Raw genomic sequence first — 19300 nt, 5'->3', positions numbered from 1 at the left:
ACGGTTCGATCCCGTTTAGCTCCACCAATTTACAGGTTCAAGGTCTGGCCACACCGTCCTTGAATCGATCAGTTCTCAGCGCTGATCAGTTGTATAGAAGGTTTGTGTCCCCTTCGTCTAGTGGCCTAGGACACCGCCCTTTCACGGCGGTAACAGGGGTTCGAGTCCCCTAGGGGACGCCACGATTACCCGCTCTGCGGGATTTTTAAGGGTCATTCAATTATTGAATGGCCCTTTTGTTTGTCTGGCGTTTGGGTTTTCTCCCTCCCTCTTCAAAAAACTTCTTCTGACCAACGGTCGAATTCACCGCTTGCTAAAAAGTATTATGAAGATAATATTTTAACCGTAATATTCGGAGGCCGTCATGAGCGATAAAAAAGCGCAAACCCGTGAACGTATTCTGCAGGCCGCCAGTTCCGCGCTGATCCAGCGTGGCCCGGCCGAACCGAGTGTGGGTGAAGTCATGGGGGCCGCGGGGCTGACCGTGGGTGGCTTCTACGCCCACTTTGAAAGCAAGGACGCCTTGATGCTGGAGGCGTTCGAGCAGCTATTGGCGCGGCGTCGGGCGTCTATCGACGACATGGATCCCAGCCTGACAGGCGAAGAGCGGCGCGCCCTGGTGGCGGCGTTCTACTTGTCGCGCAAGCACCGTGATTCTACCGCCCAGGCCTGCCCGATCCCGGCCACGGTCGGCGAGATGAGCCGCTTGCCGGATGAGTTTCGCGAGGTGCTCAACCAGCACGTCGAACTGATGGCTGCGCAACTGGCCGCCAGCCCGGAAGACACCGACAAGGCCCTGGCCGACATGGCCTTGATGATTGGTGGCCTGGCCTTGGCTCGGGCCTTGGGGCCTGGCGAATTGTCGGATCGTGTATTGCGCGCCTCCAAGTCGGCAGTGCGCTGAACAAGGCTCATGAGCCTGGGGAGTGAATGGATGAGCACCTTGAGCTGGATTCGTCGCGTCAATGGCACCTTGGGCAGGTTGGCGCCGCAGACCATTGCCAATCAGATGCGTCGCGCCTTCATGACGCCGCGGGACTTGCCGCCGAGGGATTGGGAGTTGCCGCTGCTGGCGCAGGCCGAGCGCATTACCTTGCGCTTTGGCCTGTCGGCCCTGCGCTGGGGCCAGGGCCCGACGGTGCTGATGATGCATGGCTGGGAAGGGCGTCCGACCCAGTTCGCCAGCCTGATCGATGCACTGGTGGGCGCGGGTTACTCGGTGATTGCCCTTGACGGTCCGGCCCATGGTCGTTCGCCGGGCCGCGAAGCCCATGTGGTGCTGTTTGCCCGGGCGATGCTGGAAGCTGCCGCTGAGTTGCCACCCTTGCACGCGGTGGTTGGCCACTCCATGGGTGGCGCCAGTGCGATGCTGGCCATCCAACTGGGCCTGCGCACCAATGCGCTGGTGAGCATTGCTGCCCCTTCACGCTTGCTGGATGTATTGCGCGGCTTTGCTGGCGTAGTCGGCATGCCGGAGCGGGCGCGTGCGGCGTTTATCCAGGAGGTCGAGTATTCCCTGGGCATTCCGCTCAAGCACCTGGATGTGGCTCATTATCAAATGAATATCCCCGGGCTGATCGTGCATGCCGAAGACGATACCTTCGTCCCGGTCAAAGCTTCGCAGATGATTCACGAGGCCTGGTTCGACAGCCGCCTGTTGCGCCTGGAGCAGGGTGGGCACCAGAAGGTCCTGGCCGACCCGCGAGTGGTCGAAGGCGTGCTGGCGCTGCTGGCTGGCTGTCGTGAGCCGGCGCGGCAAACCGCTTGAGTGCAACGATGGGTTACACTGCTCCCCGCCGACACTAATCGACCGGGAGCAGGGCATGGGCTGGGACTTGGCAAAGCCGTTTATCATTGATCTGCAGGTGGCCCCTGAGGACATCGATGGCCTGGGGCATGCCAACAATGCTGTCTATGTGTCGTGGCTGGAGCGTTGCGCCTGGCGCCATTCCCAGCGCCTGGGCCTGGACCTCACCGAGTACCGGCGCCTGGACCGGGCCATGGCAGTGGTGCGCCACGAAATCGATTACCTGGCGGCCGGCTACGAAGGCGATGAGCTGCAACTGGCAACCTGGATCGTCGATTGGGACCAGCGCCTGAAAATGACCCGGCACTTCCAACTGATGCGCCCCAGCGATGGCACCACCTTGTTGCGTGCGCAAACCACCTTTGTCTGTATCGAACTCTCCAGCGGTAAGCCCAAGCGCATGCCGGCGGAGTTTATCGAGGGCTATGGCGTGGCGCTTACGGCATTGTCCATGTAGGAGCGAGCTTGCTCGCGAAGAGCGTGAGTACGCCACGGGTATCAGGTTCCCCGCGTTATCGTTGACGTTCATCGCGAGCAAGCTCGCTCCTACAGGGGGCGGTAGGGTTAACGGTTGCTGTGGGAAACCCAGTAAACTGCGCCACGTTTTTCGTTGAGTGTTTTCCATGCAAATTGCTTTGGCACCCATGGAGGGGTTGGTCGACAACATCCTGCGGGACGTGCTGACCCAGGTGGGCGGTATCGATTGGTGCGTGACCGAATTTATCCGGGTCAACGACCGCCTGCTGACCCCTGCCTATTTCCACAAGCTTGCTCCTGAACTGTTGCACGGTGCCAAGACCGCTGCGGGCGTGCCATTGCGCGTGCAGTTGCTGGGCTCCGACCCCGTGTGCCTGGCGGAAAACGCCGCGTTGGCCTGTGAGCTGGGTTCTGAAGTGATCGACCTGAACTTCGGCTGCCCGGCCAAGACCGTCAACAAGTCCCGCGGTGGCGCGGTGCTGCTCAAAGAGCCGGAACTGCTCAACCAGATCGTCGAACACGTGCGCCGCGCTGTGCCAGCGCATATCCCGGTGACCGCCAAGATGCGCCTGGGCTTCGACAGCCCGGACGGCGCGCTGGTGTGCGCCACGGCCCTGGCCGAAGGCGGTGCAGCGCACATTGTGGTGCATGCACGGACCAAGGCTGATGGCTACAAGCCGCCAGCCCATTGGGAGTGGATCCCGCGTGTGCAGGACGTGGTCAAGGTGCCGGTGTTCGCCAACGGCGATATCTGGAGTGTTGATGACTGGCGGCGCTGCCGGGAAATCAGCGGTGTCGAAGACATCATGCTCGGTCGCGGCCTGGTTGCACGGCCCGACCTGGCCCGGCAAATCGCGGCCGCGCGGGCTGGCGAAGAAGTGGTCGAGATGACTTGGGAGCAGATGCAGCCCATGCTCCAGGAGTTCTGGACGCAATCGGTGGCGCAGTTGACTGAGCGCCAGGCGCCTGGCCGACTGAAGCAATGGCTGGCCATGTTGACGCGTAATTACCCGCAAGCCGTTGAGCTGTTCACAGCCTTGCGGCGTGAAACCGATCTGGAGCAAGTCAGCCGCTTGCTGGGGATGCCCCATCCGCAAGCGGTCTGAAAGTTTCTTGAAAATGTCTCTTGAAATGCAATCAGCGGGCCTTATCTAGGGATTACACGATGCCGAATTCGGGTCGTGGAGATAAAAAACCTTGCTGATATTTCAGGAGATTTGACCATGAGTACCGCATTTTCCCTGGCGCCGCTGTTCCGCTCTTCCGTGGGTTTCGATCGTTTCAACGACCTGTTCGAGACCGCACTGCGCAATGAGCCTGGCAGCAGTTACCCTCCCTATAACGTCGAGAAGCACGGCGAAGACCACTATCGCATTGTCATTGCGGCCGCTGGTTTCCAGGAAGACGATCTGGAATTGCAGGTGGAGAAAGGCGTCTTGACCGTCAGTGGCGGCAAGCGCGACACCAAGACCGAGAGCGTCACCTATCTGCATCAAGGCATTGCCCAGCGGGCTTTCAAATTGTCGTTCCGCCTGGCGGACCATATTGAGATCAAGGCCGCTGACCTGAATAACGGGTTACTGAGTGTCGATCTATTGCGAGTTGTGCCGGAAGAAGCGAAAGCCAAACGCATCCCGATCAATGGGGTGCAGAAGCCGGCTCTGCAACACTGAGTGCATGTTTTTAAAATTGTCATCACTTTGAAAAAGGGCGCCTCTGGCGCCCTTTTTTTGTTTAAGGCACTGAGGGAAACGTAGGTGGTTTAACGGGTGGCAGTGATAGTTATGACTAGTTGAGGCGTGGTGTTTTATTTTTTTGTACTAGCAGGTATGTGTAACTTGTTTTTGTTTTTATGCAGAATTGGATGTTGTAGAGGAGGTTTTGTTTTTAGGTTTTTCCGGGAGTAACAACTGTATTGTTTGCGCGGGAGATATCATGAGGCGTGTCGCAAGGGGGCAAGCAATGATGACGTTTTTTTTCATTAAGGCAGTTTATTAATGGGTGTGACGTTATTTCTTTCAAGGAAAGGCCTGGAGAACCGGTGTTCTGTAGAAGTCCATAGGTAAAAATCCGAAGTTTTCTATTGGTGTCCTTATGTTTTTGACGATTTCTGGAACTCGAACGCTTTTTGCCCCACGAAACCAGTGACTTTGATTCGGTTGCTGCCGCTTCAGGTCGTAAGTAAATAGTGTTCGTTCTGGGTATTTGAATACCCTGGTGCTGTTCTGAGAAGAGGAATGACTAATGTCTTATCTATCTGTTAATAATCCTCCGAGCGTTAATCTCGGTAATCGTCAAGTTGATCTGCCTGCACCGATGCCTACTCCACTTGGTGGTAGTGATGCGAGTAAGTTACTTGGCCATAACCCGAAAGTTTTTCCCGAGCAAATCCGGAATGTTGAGGTCGGGCGGGACAGCGCAACCGTTGGTACGGATGCTCTTTCAAAATTGCTTGATATGTTTGAGCTTCTATTCAAGGCCATGCGAGATGTTTTGTCTGGCAAAACAAAATCGCCTGACGCCCAGCCCGCTGCTGATAAGCCTTCTGAGACCAGGCCGCTACCAGGGAGCAACCCGGTGATTGGGGGCAAGGACGCCAAGGTGCAGGTTGAAGCGGACAAGCAACCCGAGAAGAAACCGGACGCCGAAAGCAAGCCAGCGATCCCGGGCAAGGACGCCAAGGTGCAGGTTGAGGCAGACAAGCAATCCGAGAAGAAACTGGACGCCGAAGGCAAGCCAGCGATCCCGGGCAAGGACGCCAAGGTGCAGGTTGAAGCGGACAAGCAACCCGAGAAGAAACCGGACGCCGAAAGCAAGCCAGCGATCCCGGGCCAGGACGCCAAGGTGCAGGTTGCGCCAGACAAGCAACCCGAGAAGAAACCGGACGCCGAAAGCAAGCCAGCGCTCCCGGGCAAGGACGCCAAGGTGCAGGTTGAGGCAGACAAGCAACCCGAGAAGAAACCGGACGCCGAAGGCAAACCTGTGGTCCCGGGCCAAGACGCCAAGGTGCAGATTGAGCCTGGCAAGCAACCGGTGGTGATACCGGAGATCAGGATTCTGCCAAGGGTTCCGGGCAAGGATTTGAACGTGTTGTCTGACACTGCTGTTCGGGTGAATGTTGATGTCCATGTGAACAATTGCCACTGTCCTGCGCCCCTTCGGCCAGCGGTTCCAGGGGGTGATGTAAGTGTGATGTCTGATACGCAGCCCAAGCCTGCGGTGGTGCCTGGGACAGAAGGACGAGTGAGGCCGAGTTTGGAGTCCAAGCCTGCGGTGGTACCTGGTACCGACGCTCAAGTTAAGCCTGATGTAGTTCCTCCGCTTGTCCCGGGTGTGGTACCCGATAAGCCCGTGCCGGATACCGATTTGACTTCTCCCGGTCCTGAGTGTGGTCCTGGTGAGATGAGTTGGACTCGGAATTTTTATCGCCGTCGATAGTCCTTCTCTCGATTTCGTAAACGTCAACTTAAGAGATTAAATTCAATCAGTTGCTTCTCCGGCCAGTTGCCGGTCGGAGAGGCCATTTGTGTGGGAGAAAATTATGTCTGTTTTAAGCGTTAATAGAGCTTCTAACGTCATGTGTGATTGTTCAGCAGGGTATGGGATGGTTTTTGGCCAAATAGCTGAGCTCCCCTTGATACGCGCGGCAGGTGTAAATGGATTGCCCTGTAATCCCTCTGTAAATAATAACTTGGCTGAGGTGAATAACTCGATAAAGAATCAGGATGCGGATGTTAATAACATTGTTGCAATGCTCAAATCTTTTTTAAGTCAGATTTCGACCCTATTAGCTGGGTGGAAAGAGAACAAGCCAGTCACTGTGGATGTTGTACCTGATTCTGTTAGTCCTAAGGTCAATCCTACGCCGGTGGTACCCAAGCCAGAGACGAGTCCAGCGCATATTTCTGAGTTGTCGAACAAGCGCAATGGTGCAAAGGCTGACGATATCTGGGGTGGCTTTCGACAGGGGCCTGATGGGAATTGTGTGACCGTCTCGGCGATCAAGGCCGCAATGCATAAATTTGGGCAAAGCCCTACCGATATTTATAAAAGTGTCAGTGAGACTGCGCGCGGGTATGACGTCACGATGCGAGATGGCTTTAACTTGACGTTGACCAAGCCGGAGTTGGCGCAGGCGTCAGCAGGCGCGCGGTTTGTTGGAAGAGATAGAGGGATGCTCAAGGATGCTCAATTCCTATTTGCCGTCAGTTGCAAACGCGCACAGATTGAAAATAACGATGGCAAGGCGGCTAGAAGTTTTAGTGCGGCAATACAGACTCTCAATAATGGTGAGGATGAGTGGGGGGCCGGAGAGGGATTTCTACGTCTGGGGTTGAAAAAGCACATGAAAAAGGTCCCTGTCAGTACGTTGGCAAATGGGCAAGTAGGTATGGTTAATCGGGCTCGTCATTCCGTTGCGATAATTGATGGAAAAGAGGAGTTGTGGGGGAGTAAAGGAAAAGCGCCAAGGTATGGGGATGCAGTGGCGTTGATTGGTTGATTGAGGTTTATTTGTATCTTTGATGGTTGGTATAAGTTTGTAAGGTATAACTATAAAAGTGTGTATTGTTATCCTGCGCAGGTTTTTTGCTCGCTGTGTTTGTCGGTTTTTAATGTCGGTGGGTCGTCATTTTTTAAATGATGCCTTTGTTGGCGTGTTTTTTAATATTTTAATAGTCGAGGTGTTGTCATGAATGTGGATATGCGTTATCGGTCACTTTTTGAAGGTTACAGGTCGAGTCATGAACCAACCAATAGTTTTTCTCCAGACGCCCTCGTAACGACACGTGGCGAGAAACCCACGGATATCCTGAATGCATTTACAGCGACCCGGCGTGGATTTGGTGAGTGTTTTGACAATAGTACGCATGCCGCGGTTATCAAGTTGATGATGATGACATTTGGTCAAAGTCCACACGGCATGTTCGATGAGGTCAAAGCATCGGGGGATGGGTATGACATTACGATGAAGGATGAATTCAAGGTTCATGTGTCTCATGAGGAGTTAAAGCAGGTTGCAAAGGCTTCGCGATTTTCCGGTAATGACACTTCGGCCATAATGGATGCCAACTTTGTGCTCGCAGTTTTTACCAAGCGCAAACAAATTTTAGGGGAACAGGGCAGTTTCGAAAAAGTCTTGTTGAAGACGCTTGAAGGTGAGACGACGCAAAATTGCCTGCGGGGCATGGGGGTGATGGGCCTTGCCCAATTTGTGCCTGCAACTGATATGGCCGCTAGTGGTGCGCTGGGGGTCGTGGAGACGCATAATTTTGGCTCGGCTTTTGTTATGGATAATGCCCAGCACAGTTATGGTGAAAAAAAGAGCGTTGATAAACGTTACGGTTATATGTTGTTCAATGATAAGAAAATATCTGATGCAGTGCCTGGGGCGCTCGATAAAAATATTCTGCATTTATCAAGTGTGCCGCTGGGTGTCAGGCCTGCGGATATATGGGGCGGCTTTTACCAGGGCGTAGAAGGCAACTGTGTCACCGTATCGGCGATCAAGGCGGCGATGGTGAGATTTGGGCAAAGTCCGGAAAGTATCTATAAGAAAATTTCCGCCACCGCTGACGGTTATGAAGTCGTTATGAGAGATTCTTTCAAATTGAATGTGACTCACGACGAGTTGAAAAAAGCCCGGCTGGCTTCCAACTTCAAGGGCTCTGATCAGGCGCTGCTGGAGGATGCCAACTTCTTGTACGCCGTGAGTGCCAAGCGGGCACAGCTAGAGAACAACGATGGACGTGGGAACCAGAGTTATGAGGTCGCCATGGAAACGCTGAACGACGGTGAATATCCGGGGTCGGCGCTGCGCAGACTTGGACTGTCTGCCTATGTCCGCGAAAGTACGATTAAGGAGTTGCTAGGGGGAGCCATTGGTACTCTGGCCAACTCCCGGCACTCAGTGGTGGTCATTGACGGGATGTTGGACGTGTATGGGCAAAAGTGCAGCCTGGCCCCGCTGGACTGGCAGGGTTACTTCCAGCGAGCGTTGAAATTGGTGTGATGCTGGGTGCCAGGGCCGAGGATTATCCGGCGATCTTCACGTTTGCGTCCTTGACCTCAATAGCTGCATAAACGCCTCCAGGGGTAATGGTCGGCTGTGAAAGTAACCTTGATACAGATGGCAACCCAACCCTTGCAGGAACGCCAATTGCTCGGATGTTTCCACGCCTTCGGCAATCACCTCAAGGTTGAGGCTGCGCGCCATGGCCACGATAGCGCGGATGATCTCCGCGTCGTTCGGGTCGTGGGTGGCGTCCCGCACAAATGACTGATCGATCTTCAAGGCATCTACCGGCAGGCGCTTGAGGTAAGTCAATGACGAGTAACCGGTGCCGAAATCGTCCATGGCAAAGCTGACCCCGAGTTTTTTCAGGCGGCGCATTTTGCTGATCGTGTCTTCCAGGTTCTGGATCACGATGCCTTCGGTGATTTCCAGTTTCAGCAGGGTGAACGGCAACTGGTGCTGCTTCAGGCTGCGCTCGACCCGTTCGACAAAGTCGTTCTGGCGAAACTGCCGGGGGCTGATATTGACGCATAGGCTAAAGCCCTGCGGCGGCACCAGGCCTTCGGCGATCAGCCGGGCAAACGCGCCGCAGGCTTCGTCGAGGATCCAGGTACCGACTTCGAGAATCAACCCACTGTCTTCCAGGACCTTGATGAACTCTGCCGGTGATTGGGCGCCCAGTTGTGGGTGCTGCCAACGCACCAGTGCCTCGGCGCCGACAATGCGATTGCCCCGGGCATCGACCTGGGGCTGGTAATGCACGCTGAACTCGCCCCGCGACAACGCCAGGCGCAGGTCCGTCTCCATGCGCAAGCGTTCGCTGGCCGTGCGTTGCATGCTGTTATGAAACATCTGCGTGGTGTTGCGCCCCGAATCCTTGGCCCGATACAGGGCTATATCTGCGCGCTTGAGCAAGTCCGCCGGCGTCGAGCCATGATCGGGAATCAACGCCACGCCGATGCTCGGAGTGACCTGCAAGCGATGGCCATCGAGAAACATCGGTTCGGACAGCAATTCGCGCAGGGTATCGGACAGCAGTTGCACCTGTTTGCTGACCTCCACCCGCGAACCTTCCAGGCCGCTGAGCAGCACCACGAACTCATCGCCGCCCAGGCGTGCGACGGTGTCCTCCATACGCACGCTGGCTTCCAGGCGTGCGGTGACGATTTTCAGCACGGTATCGCCCACCGGGTGCCCGAGGGAGTCGTTGATGTGCTTGAAGTGGTCCAGGTCGAGGAACAACAGGGCACCGCGCAGGCTGTGGCGTTTGAGCAGGGCGATCTGCTGGCTCAGGCGGTCCATCAGCAATGCGCGGTTGGGCAGGTTGGTCAGTGGATCGTGATACGCCAGGTGACGGATCTGCGCCTGGGCACTTTTCAGCAGGCTGACATCCCGCGCGGTCAGCAGCAGGCACGGCATTTCATTGAGGGTAATGGGTTCCACCGACACTTCCACTGCCAGCAACTCGCCGCGTTTGTTGTGCCAGAGCATGTCCAGGTGATGGATGCGGCCCTTGATCTGCAATTCGGCCAGCAGCGCGGCACGCTGGTTTTCATCGGCCCAGATGCCGATCTGGTACAACGTCAGGCCAATGGCCTCTTCGGCGCGGTAGCCGGTCAAGCGACAAAAGCCGTCATTGACCTCCACGTAACGCCCGGTATCGCGCTCGGTAATGGACACCGCGTCGGGGCTTGAGTGGAAGGCCTTGGCGAATTTCTCCTCGCTGGCCTTGAGCGCTGCCTCGGAACGCTGTTGCTGGGTAATATCGCGCAGGGTGGTGACCACACAGGGCTGGTTGTCGACCTTGATCAGCCGGCTGGAAATCATGCAGGTCAGGCGCTGGCCATTTTTGTGGTGGACGATGATCGCCACATTGTTCAGTGCTTGTTCGCGGATCACCTGCTCGATGCGTTGCAGGCGCTGGGTGGGTTCATCCCACAGGTCGATTTGCTCGGCGGTGTGGTTGATGGCTTCGGCGGCGGTCCAGCCAAAGGTCTGGGTAAAACTGGGGTTGATTTCAATGAATTCGCCGCTGGAAAGGCTCGTGACGCAGATCGGGTCGGGGCTGGCGAGGAACAGACTGGCGAACTTCTCTTCAGAGGCGCTCAGGCGCTGTTCGCGTTCCACCTGGTCGGTGATGTCGAGCAAGGTGCCCGCCATGCGCACCGGTGCGCCCTGCTCGTCACGGTAGAGGCGGGCGCGGCTTTCCAGGTAGCGCGAGCTGCCATCTTCCAGTTGCACGCGGTACGTCAGTTGGTAATTGCCGGCCGGGCCTTCACGCAGGGTGCGATAGGCGTCGCGCATGCTGGCGCGCTCTTCATCGGGCATACCTTCAAAAAAGGCATCGAAGGACTCATGGAACGGGTGCGGCTCCAGGCCGTGCAACTGTGCCGCCCGGGCTGAGCCATAGAGCATGCCGCTGGGGATGTGCCAGTCCCAGGTGCCCAACTGGGCCGAGTCCAGGGCCAGGTCCAGGCGTTCCTGGCTGTCCTTGAGGGCCTGCTCGGCATTCTTGCGCTCAGTGGTGTCGAGGAAGGTACTGATCAGGTAGGCCTGGCCGTCGAGTTCGACTTTTTGCGCGCTCAGGGTACCGTCATGGATTTGCCCGTTGCTGGCGCGAAACTGCACTTCCATGGTGATGGGTTCGCCCTTGCGCTGGGTCGCCTTGACCAGCAAGGCCCGTTGCTCCGGATGCACCCACAGCCCCAGGTCCAGGGTGGTGCGACCAATGGCATCGGCCACCGGCCAGCCGAACAGACTTTCAAAATACTCGTTGGCCTCACTGATCAGGCCGTCCTCCTGGCGAGTCAGCAGGACCATGTTCGGGCACAGGTGAAACAGTGTGGCGAAGCGTTTTTCCGAGTGACCGAGGGCATGTTCGCGCTCGCGCTGTTGGGTGGTTTCGCGAATCACCCCGATCATGCGGCGGCGCCCGGATGCGTCCGGCAACAGGCTGCCGTTGATTTCCAGCCAGTGCAGGCTGCCATCCGGCCACTGGATGCGGTGATGCATGGCTTGCTCGAAGGGGGCTCCCGCCAGGACGGCGTGAAATGCCCGTATCACACGGCCACGGTCCTCGGCGGCCAACAGCTCAAGGTAGTCCAGGTCCTTGGGCAGCGGCTGGCGTGGATCGAAACCGAACAGCGCCTGGGTGCCCCGCGACCAACTGATCCGCCCACTGTCGATGTCCCAGCTCCAGGCGCCCAGCCGTGCGGCATTGAGCGCCGCCAACAGTTGCGGGGCATTTTCCCAGTTTTGCTCCGCCTGCTGGGGATCCAGGGCGTGGATGCGTGGCAGCGGCGGAAAGGGATCGACGGGGTTGGGCATTATCAAGGGGCCTTGGCTCGATGGGCATTCGGCGGGGGAGCAGGATCTACAGGCCGCACGGCCTCATGCCGGCATCCCTGCCAGATCGACCTGTGCATCCAACAGGCTCATGAAAGCCCGCGCAGCGTTCGACAGTGTCCTTTCGGTGTGCACGATATAGCCTAGCTGGCGACTGAGCTGTATGCCCGGTAAAGCGATGCTGGCCACTTGATCATCAAGCATAGTGCGCGGCAGCACGCTCCAGGCCAGGCCGATGGACACCATCATCTTGATGGTTTCCAGGTAGTTGGTGCTCATGGCGATGTTCGGCGTCAGGCCCTGGGCTTCGAACAGGCGGTGCACGATATGGTGGGTAAAAGTATTGCCGCCAGGGAATACCGCCGGATGCAGGGCGATGTCGGCCAGGCTGACTGTGCCGTTATTGGCCAGGCTATGTTCGGGTGCCACTACGAAATCCAGAGGGTCATCCCACACCGGCGTGGCCCGCACCAGGGTGTGCGGCTCCGGCGCCAGGGTGATGACGGCCACTTCGGCACGGCCATGGAGGATTTCCTCGTAGGCGACTTCCGAATCCAGGAACTGAATATCCAGGGCTACGTTTGGGTATTCCCGGGTAAACGTGCGCAATACCGGCGGCAGGCGGTGCAGGCCGATGTGATGGCTGGTGGCTAGAGTGAGCCGCCCGCTGACTTCGCCGGTCAGGTTGGTCAGGGCGCGACGGGTGTCGTCCAGCACATTGAGGATCTGATAGGCGCGGGGCAACAGGGCGCGCCCGGCCTCGGTCAGGCCGACTTCACGGCCCAGCCGGTCGAACAGGCGCACCTTCAATTGCTGCTCCAGCCCCGCAATACGCTTGCTGATTGCCGGTTGCGTCAGGTGTAGCCGTTCGCCAGCACCGGAGAAGCTGCCGGTCTCGGCGATGGCAATAAAAGCATTGAGGTTGGCCAGGTCCATGGTGGTATTCCAGTAGGTTATCCAAAGCATGAAAAATATGAATTTGAGTTATTTAATGTAACGCCATAGCATCAGCCTCACAAGCCAAAGGGTTATTGAATCGTTCAACGCCCAGGGCATAGAAAGACGCTGATGAGGACCGACTGATGGCCGGCAAAACGCTTTACGACAAACTCTGGGATTCCCATGAAGTGAAACGGCGCGATGATGGGTCGTCGCTGATCTACATCGACCGTCACATCATCCATGAAGTGACCTCGCCTCAAGCGTTCGAAGGCCTGCGACTGGCCGGGCGCAAGCCTTGGCGCGTCGACTCGATCATCGCCACCCCGGACCACAACGTGCCGACCACGCCGGAGCGCAAGGGCGGTATTGATGCGATCGTCGACACCGTGTCGCGCCTTCAGGTGCAGACCCTCGACGACTATTGCGACGAGTACGGCATTACCGAATTCAAGATGAATGACGTGCGCCAGGGCATCGTCCACGTGATCGGTCCGGAGCAGGGCGCGACCTTGCCGGGCATGACCGTGGTCTGCGGCGACTCCCATACCTCGACCCACGGCGCGTTCGGCGCCCTGGCTCACGGTATTGGCACTTCCGAGGTGGAGCATGTGTTCGCCACCCAGTGCCTGGTTGCCAAGAAAATGAAGAACATGCTGGTGCTGGTCGAAGGCACTTTGCCGTTCGGTGTGACCGCCAAGGACATCGTCCTCGCAGTAATCGGCAAAATCGGCACCGCTGGCGGCAACGGCCATGCCATCGAATTCGCCGGCAGCGCCATTCGCGACCTGTCCATCGAAGGCCGCATGACCATCTGCAACATGTCCATCGAAGCTGGTGCCCGTGTGGGCATGGTGGCGGCGGATGAAAAAACCGTGGAGTACGTCAAGGGGCGTCCGTTTGCACCGCAAGGCGCCGATTGGGATGCCGCCGTGGAGGCCTGGAAAGACCTGGTCTCCGACACGGATGCGGTGTTCGACACCGTGGTCGAGCTCGACGCCGCCCAGATCAAGCCGCAAGTCAGCTGGGGCACCTCGCCGGAAATGGTCCTGGCCGTTGATCAAAACGTGCCGGACCCGGCCAAGGAAACCGACCTGGTCAAGCGCGGTTCCATCGAACGCGCGTTGAAGTACATGGGCTTGAAAGCCAACCAGGCGATCACCGACATCCAGTTGGACCGCGTGTTTATCGGCTCCTGCACCAACTCACGGATCGAAGACCTGCGCGCTGCGGCAGTCATCGCCAAGGGCCGCAAAGTGGCCGCGACTATCAAGCAAGCCATCGTGGTGCCAGGTTCGGGCCTGGTGAAGGCTCAGGCTGAAGCCGAGGGCCTGGACAAGATCTTCCTCGAAGCCGGTTTTGAATGGCGCGAGCCGGGCTGCTCCATGTGCCTGGCGATGAACCCGGACCGCCTGGAGTCCGGTGAGCATTGCGCGTCCACCTCCAACCGTAACTTCGAAGGGCGTCAGGGCGCCGGTGGCCGTACCCACCTGGTCAGCCCGGCCATGGCCGCTGCGGCTGCCGTCAACGGTCGTTTCATCGACGTTCGCGAATTGATCTGAGGAATACCCGATGAGAGCTTTTACCCAACACACAGGTCTTGTCGCGCCGTTGGATCGTGCCAACGTGGACACCGACCAGATCATCCCCAAGCAGTTCTTGAAGTCGATCAAGCGCACCGGTTTTGGCCCGAACCTGTTCGACGAATGGCGCTACCTGGACGTGGGCTACGCCTATCAGGACAACTCCAAGCGCCCGCTGAACAAAGACTTCGTGCTCAATGCCGAGCGTTACCAGGGCGCCAGTGTCTTGCTGGCCCGGGAAAACTTCGGTTGCGGTTCCAGCCGTGAACATGCGCCGTGGGCCCTGGAAGAATATGGCTTTCGCAGCATCATCGCGCCGAGCTACGCCGACATCTTCTTCAACAACAGCTTCAAGAACGGCTTGTTGCCGATCATCCTGACCGACGAAGAAGTCGATGAGTTGTTTCAGCAGGTGGAGGCCGATGTCGGCTACCAGTTGACCGTCGACCTCGCGGCACAGACCGTGACCCGCCCGGATGGCAAGGTGTATCACTTTGAAGTGGATGCTTTCCGTAAACACTGCTTGATCAACGGCTTGGACGATATCGGCCTGACCTTGCAGGACGGCGATGCCATCGCGGCGTTTGAAACCAAGCACCGGGCCAGCCAGCCTTGGTTGTTTCGTGATGCCTGATTTGCGGTAAGCCGTGCGGGCCCCATCGCGGGCAAGCCCGCTCCCACATTTTGATCTGTGAACACGGTCAAGTGTGGGAGCTGGCTTGCCTGCGATAGCGCCAGTACTAACACCACAAAACCCAAGGAAAACCACCGCCATGACCACCACCGCCCACACCCAAGTCGTGCAAAAACAATTCGGTGAACAGGCCTCGGCCTACCTGAGCAGTGCCGTGCACGCCCAAGGCACCGAATTCGCACTGCTGCAGGCCGAACTGGCCGGGCAGGGCGCGGCACGCCTGCTGGACCTGGGCTGTGGCGCCGGTCACGTGAGTTTCCACGTAGCGCCGCTGGTCAAGGACGTGGTGGCCTACGACCTGTCGCAGCAGATGCTCGATGTGGTTGCCGCCGCTGCCATAGACCGTGGCCTGGACAACATCCGCACCGTCCACGGCGCCGCCGAGCGCTTGCCGTTCGCCGATGGTGAGTTCGACTTCGTGTTCAGCCGCTACTCGGCCCACCACTGGAGCGACCTGGGCCTGGCCCTGCGCGAAGTGCGCCGGGTGCTCAAGCCGGGCGGCGTGGCGGCGTTCGTCGATGTCTTGTCACCGGGCAGCCCGCTGTTGGACACTTACCTGCAAACCGTCGAAGTACTGCGCGACACTAGCCACGTGCGCGATTATTCCTGCGGTGAGTGGATGCGCCAGCTCAGCGAAGCCGGCCTGCATGTGCGCAACAGCAGCCGCCAACGCCTGCGCCTGGAATACACCTCGTGGGTCGAGCGCATGCGCACGCCAGAGGTATTGCGCGCAGCAATCCTTGAGCTGCAAAAGGCGATGGGCCAGGAAGTCCGCGATTATTTCGAGATTCAAGCCGACGGCACCTTCAGCACCGACGTGCTGGTGGTCTGGGCCGAACGCTAATAATTTTCCCGACCTGCCTGTGGGCGGGCCGCTTGATGAAATGAGGAACCCATGAGCAAGCAGATTCTGATTCTCCCTGGCGACGGTATTGGTCCGGAAATCATGGCCGAAGCGGTCAAGGTCCTGGAATTGGCCAACACCAAGTACAGCCTGGGCTTTGAATTGAGCCACGACGTGATCGGCGGTGCCGCCATCGACAAGCATGGCGTACCGCTGGCCGACGAAACCCTGGACCGCGCCCGTGCCGCCGATGCCGTGCTGCTCGGCGCCGTGGGTGGGCCGAAATGGGACAAGATCGAGCGTGATATCCGCCCTGAACGCGGCCTGCTGAAAATCCGCGCGCAACTGGGCCTGTTCGGCAACCTGCGTCCGGCGATCCTCTACCCGCAACTGGCCGATGCGTCGAGCCTCAAGCCAGAAGTGGTGGCGGGCCTGGATATCCTGATCGTGCGCGAGCTGACCGGCGGTATCTACTTTGGCTCGCCACGTGGCGTGCGTGAGTTGGAAAATGGCGAGCGCCAGGCCTACGACACCCTGCCGTACAGCGAGAGCGAAATCCGCCGTATCGCCCGTGTCGGTTTCGACATGGCCCGCGTGCGCGGCAAAAAGGTCTGCTCGGTGGATAAGGCCAACGTGCTGGCCTCCAGCCAACTGTGGCGCGAGATCGTCGAAGAAGTGGCCAAGGATTACCCGGACGTCGAACTGAGCCACATGTACGTCGACAACGCCGCCATGCAGCTGGTGCGTGCACCCAAACAGTTCGATGTGATCGTCACCGACAACCTGTTCGGCGACATCCTGTCCGACCAGGCCTCGATGCTCACCGGTTCCATCGGCATGCTGCCGTCGGCGTCCCTGGACACCCACAACAAGGGCATGTACGAGCCGTGCCACGGTTCGGCGCCGGATATCGCGGGCCAGGGCATTGCCAACCCGCTGGCGACCATCCTGTCGGTCTCGATGATGCTGCGTTACAGCTTCAACCTGAGCGAGGCGGCGGACGCGATCGAGAAGGCGGTGAGCCTGGTGCTGGACCAGGGCCTGCGTACCGGCGACATCTGGTCGCAAGGTTGCACCAAGGTCGGGACGCAGGAAATGGGCGACGCAGTAGTCGCCGCGCTGCGGAATCTGTAATCTCTCGGGCCCGCTTGCAGTTGTTGCTGCAAGGCGGCCCACTTTTTAACAAGGTGTAGTTGCGATGAAACGTGTAGGTCTGATCGGTTGGCGCGGGATGGTCGGTTCCGTGCTCATGCAGCGGATGCTGGAAGAGCAGGATTTCGATCTTATTGAGCCGGTGTTTTTCACCACTTCGAATGTCGGTGGCCAAGGGCCGTCCGTGGGCAAGGATATCGCCCCGCTCAAGGACGCCTACAACATTGAAGAGCTCAAGACCCTCGACGTCATTCTGACCTGCCAGGGCGGCGACTACACCAGCGAAGTCTTCCCCAAGCTGCGTGAAGCCGGCTGGCAGGGCTACTGGATCGACGCTGCGTCCAGCCTGCGCATGCAGGACGACGCAGTGATCGTCCTCGACCCGGTCAACCGCAAGGTCATCGACCAGCAACTGGATGCCGGTACCAAGAACTACATCGGTGGCAACTGCACCGTCAGCCTGATGCTGATGGGCCTGGGCGGCCTGTTCGAAGCCGGGCTGGTGGAGTGGATGAGCGCCATGACCTATCAGGCGGCCTCCGGTGCCGGCGCGCAGAACATGCGTGAGTTGATCAAGCAGATGGGCGCAACCCACGCCGCTGTCGCCGATCAACTGGCCGACCCGGCCAGCGCGATCCTCGACATCGACCGCCGTGTGGCCGAGGCCATGCGCAGCGACGCCTACCCGACCGAGAACTTCGGCGTGCCATTGGCCGGTAGCCTGATCCCATGGATCGACAAGGAACTGCCGAACGGCCAGAGCCGTGAAGAGTGGAAGGCCCAGGCCGAGACCAACAAGATTCTTGGCCGCTTCAAGAGCCCGATCCCGGTGGACGGCATCTGCGTGCGCATCGGCGCAATGCGCTGCCACAGCCAGGCGCTGACCATCAAGCTCAACAAAGATGTACCGATCGCCGATATCGAAGGGCTGATCAGCCAGCACAACCCTTGGGTCAAGCTGGTGCCGAACAACCGCGATATCAGCATGCAGGAGCTGAGCCCGACCAAGGTCACCGGCACCCTGAATGTACCGGTGGGGCGTCTGCGCAAGCTGAACATGGGCACCCAGTACCTGGGCGCCTTCACCGTGGGTGACCAACTGCTGTGGGGCGCGGCCGAACCGCTGCGTCGGATGTTGCGGATCCTGCTGGAGCGTTGATCGCTTTTTGGTGTTGGACAACCCCGCGCTCTGGTGACAGGCGCGGGTTTTTTATTGCTCTTTAGGGCCCTTTCGCGAGCAAGCCCGCCCACATTTTGATGTGTGAATGCAATCAAATGTGGGAGCGGGCTTGCTCGCGAAAGGGCCATCAGCCACACCACAAAACCTGGGTTAATTGCCTCACCCCCAACCACCCGGTAAAGTGCCGCTCCCCCCGCAATGCCCGAGGCAGCCCCCATGACCCAGACCTTTGATATCGCCGTGATCGGCGCCACCGGCACGGTTGGCGAAACCCTGGTGCAGATCCTCGAAGAGCTGGATTTCCCGGTCGGCACCCTGCACCTGCTGGCCAGCAGCGAGTCGGCCGGTGCCTCGGTGCCGTTTCGCGGCAAGAATGTGCGGGTGCGGGAAGTCGATGAGTTTGATTTCAGCAAGGTACAACTGGCGTTTTTCGCCGCAGGCCCGGCGGTCACCTTGAGTTTTGCCCCGCGCGCCACTGCGGCCGGCTGCTCGTTGATCGACCTGTCCGGCGCGCTATCGGCCGAACAGGCACCCCAGGTGGTGCCGGAAGCCAATGCCCAGGTACTGGACGGCTTGAAAAAGCCCTTCCAGCTCGCCAGCCCAAGTCCTTGCGCGACTCACCTGGCGGTGGTCCTTGCGCCGCTGCGCGGCCTGCTGGATATCCAGCGTGTCAGCGTCACCGCCAATCTGGCGGTATCTGCCCAAGGCCGTGAGGCCGTCAGCGAGTTGGCCCGGCAAACCGCCGAGCTGCTGAATGTGCGGCCCCTGGAGCCCAAGTTCTTTGATCGGCAGATGGCGTTCAACCTGCTGGCCCAGGTCGGCACGCCCGATGCCCAGGGCCATACCAACCTGGAGAAGCGCCTGGTCCACGAGTTGCGCACACTGCTTGAATTACCGCTACTGAAAATTTCCGCGACATGTGTTCAAGCTCCAGTGTTTTTTGGCGATAGCCTGAGCGTGTCCCTGCAACTGGCGTCTGCTGTGGACCTTGGCGCAGTCAATCGCGTGTTGGAGGCAGCACCGGGCATCGAACTGGTGGAAGAGGGCGATTACCCTACAGCTGTTGGGGATGCGGTCGGTCAGGACGTGGTCTATGTGGGCCGGGTGCGTGCCGGTATTGACGACCCGGCGGAACTAAACTTGTGGCTGACGTCAGATAACGTACGTAAAGGCGCTGCACTTAACGCGGTGCAGCTGGCACAGTTGTTGATAAAACACCTTGTGTAAAAGATACTTGGCGGCAATTTGTAGATTGATTCTAGCTAA

16 protein-coding genes and 1 tRNA gene are annotated in these 19300 nt (G+C 58.6%); 15 read left to right on the top strand and 2 right to left on the bottom strand.

Going from position 1 to position 19300, the window contains the following annotated elements; translation table 11 throughout:
• The first annotated feature begins 106 nt into the window (after nucleotides 1-106).
• The 9 genes from BFQ03_RS03950 (at nucleotide 107) to BFQ03_RS03910 (ending at nucleotide 8294) form a co-directional block, all read left to right on the top strand.
• Nucleotides 107-182 (top strand) — tRNA-Glu (locus BFQ03_RS03950).
• A 182-nt stretch (nucleotides 183-364) separates the two neighbouring features.
• A complete protein-coding gene (locus BFQ03_RS03945) occupies nucleotides 365-904 on the top strand; it encodes a TetR/AcrR family transcriptional regulator (protein ID WP_032859442.1) in 540 nt (179 codons plus the stop codon).
• 30 nt (nucleotides 905-934) lie between these two features.
• The gene (locus BFQ03_RS03940) at nucleotides 935-1768 is read left to right on the top strand and encodes an alpha/beta hydrolase (protein WP_032859445.1); all 834 of its coding nucleotides are present in this window, start codon (nucleotides 935-937) and stop codon (nucleotides 1766-1768) included.
• A gap of 55 nt (nucleotides 1769-1823) precedes the next feature.
• Nucleotides 1824-2264, top strand: coding sequence for an acyl-CoA thioesterase (locus BFQ03_RS03935; RefSeq protein WP_032859447.1), 441 nt, complete (start codon nucleotides 1824-1826; stop codon nucleotides 2262-2264).
• Nucleotides 2265-2430: 166 nt separating this feature from the next.
• Nucleotides 2431-3390, top strand: coding sequence for a tRNA dihydrouridine synthase (locus BFQ03_RS03930; RefSeq protein WP_032859448.1), 960 nt, complete (start codon nucleotides 2431-2433; stop codon nucleotides 3388-3390).
• A gap of 117 nt (nucleotides 3391-3507) precedes the next feature.
• Complete coding sequence (locus tag BFQ03_RS03925; RefSeq protein ID WP_032859450.1) at nucleotides 3508-3957, top strand: Hsp20 family protein; 450 nt, start codon at nucleotides 3508-3510, stop codon at nucleotides 3955-3957.
• A gap of 571 nt (nucleotides 3958-4528) precedes the next feature.
• Nucleotides 4529-5722, top strand: coding sequence for a hypothetical protein (locus tag BFQ03_RS03920; protein WP_139115634.1), 1194 nt, complete (start codon nucleotides 4529-4531; stop codon nucleotides 5720-5722).
• Between the two features lie 103 nt (nucleotides 5723-5825).
• The gene (locus tag BFQ03_RS03915) at nucleotides 5826-6785 is read left to right on the top strand and encodes a hypothetical protein (RefSeq protein WP_239695220.1); all 960 of its coding nucleotides are present in this window, start codon (nucleotides 5826-5828) and stop codon (nucleotides 6783-6785) included.
• Between the two features lie 189 nt (nucleotides 6786-6974).
• The gene (locus BFQ03_RS03910; protein ID WP_139115633.1) at nucleotides 6975-8294 is read left to right on the top strand and encodes a hypothetical protein; all 1320 of its coding nucleotides are present in this window, start codon (nucleotides 6975-6977) and stop codon (nucleotides 8292-8294) included.
• A gap of 36 nt (nucleotides 8295-8330) precedes the next feature.
• Here BFQ03_RS03910 and BFQ03_RS03905 read toward each other — a convergent pair whose 3' ends face one another.
• Nucleotides 8331-11624 (bottom strand): EAL domain-containing protein, encoded by a 3294-nt coding sequence (locus tag BFQ03_RS03905; protein WP_032859456.1) that lies wholly within the window; start codon nucleotides 11622-11624, stop codon nucleotides 8331-8333.
• Nucleotides 11625-11687: 63 nt separating this feature from the next.
• Entirely contained in the window at nucleotides 11688-12578 is an 891-nt protein-coding gene (locus BFQ03_RS03900) for a LysR family transcriptional regulator (protein WP_065942506.1), read from the bottom strand.
• Between the two features lie 146 nt (nucleotides 12579-12724).
• Between BFQ03_RS03900 and leuC the strand changes: the two genes are divergently transcribed.
• The 6 genes from leuC to BFQ03_RS03870 all read left to right on the top strand — a co-directional run bounded on the left by leuC (nucleotide 12725) and on the right by BFQ03_RS03870 (nucleotide 19261).
• Nucleotides 12725-14143 (top strand): 3-isopropylmalate dehydratase large subunit, encoded by a 1419-nt coding sequence (gene leuC, locus BFQ03_RS03895; protein WP_032859460.1) that lies wholly within the window; start codon nucleotides 12725-12727, stop codon nucleotides 14141-14143.
• A 10-nt stretch (nucleotides 14144-14153) separates the two neighbouring features.
• Nucleotides 14154-14798 carry a 3-isopropylmalate dehydratase small subunit gene (leuD, locus tag BFQ03_RS03890; protein WP_032859461.1) on the top strand — a complete coding sequence of 215 codons (645 nt, stop codon included), beginning with the start codon at nucleotides 14154-14156 and terminating at the stop codon, nucleotides 14796-14798.
• Nucleotides 14799-14937: 139 nt separating this feature from the next.
• A complete protein-coding gene (locus tag BFQ03_RS03885) occupies nucleotides 14938-15702 on the top strand; it encodes a class I SAM-dependent methyltransferase (protein ID WP_065942505.1) in 765 nt (254 codons plus the stop codon).
• Nucleotides 15703-15753: 51 nt separating this feature from the next.
• Nucleotides 15754-16836, top strand: coding sequence for a 3-isopropylmalate dehydrogenase (leuB, locus tag BFQ03_RS03880; protein WP_032859464.1), 1083 nt, complete (start codon nucleotides 15754-15756; stop codon nucleotides 16834-16836).
• Between the two features lie 64 nt (nucleotides 16837-16900).
• Complete coding sequence (gene asd, locus BFQ03_RS03875) at nucleotides 16901-18013, top strand: aspartate-semialdehyde dehydrogenase (RefSeq protein WP_032859466.1); 1113 nt, start codon at nucleotides 16901-16903, stop codon at nucleotides 18011-18013.
• A gap of 237 nt (nucleotides 18014-18250) precedes the next feature.
• Entirely contained in the window at nucleotides 18251-19261 is a 1011-nt protein-coding gene (locus tag BFQ03_RS03870) for an aspartate-semialdehyde dehydrogenase (protein WP_032859467.1), read from the top strand.
• Nucleotides 19262-19300 lie beyond the last annotated feature (39 nt).

Origin of the sequence: Pseudomonas sp. 25 R 14, assembly GCF_900004755.1 — a bacterium.
GTDB lineage: Bacteria > Pseudomonadota > Gammaproteobacteria > Pseudomonadales > Pseudomonadaceae > Aquipseudomonas > Aquipseudomonas brenneri.
This window is presented reverse-complemented; position numbering and strand designations above follow the sequence as displayed.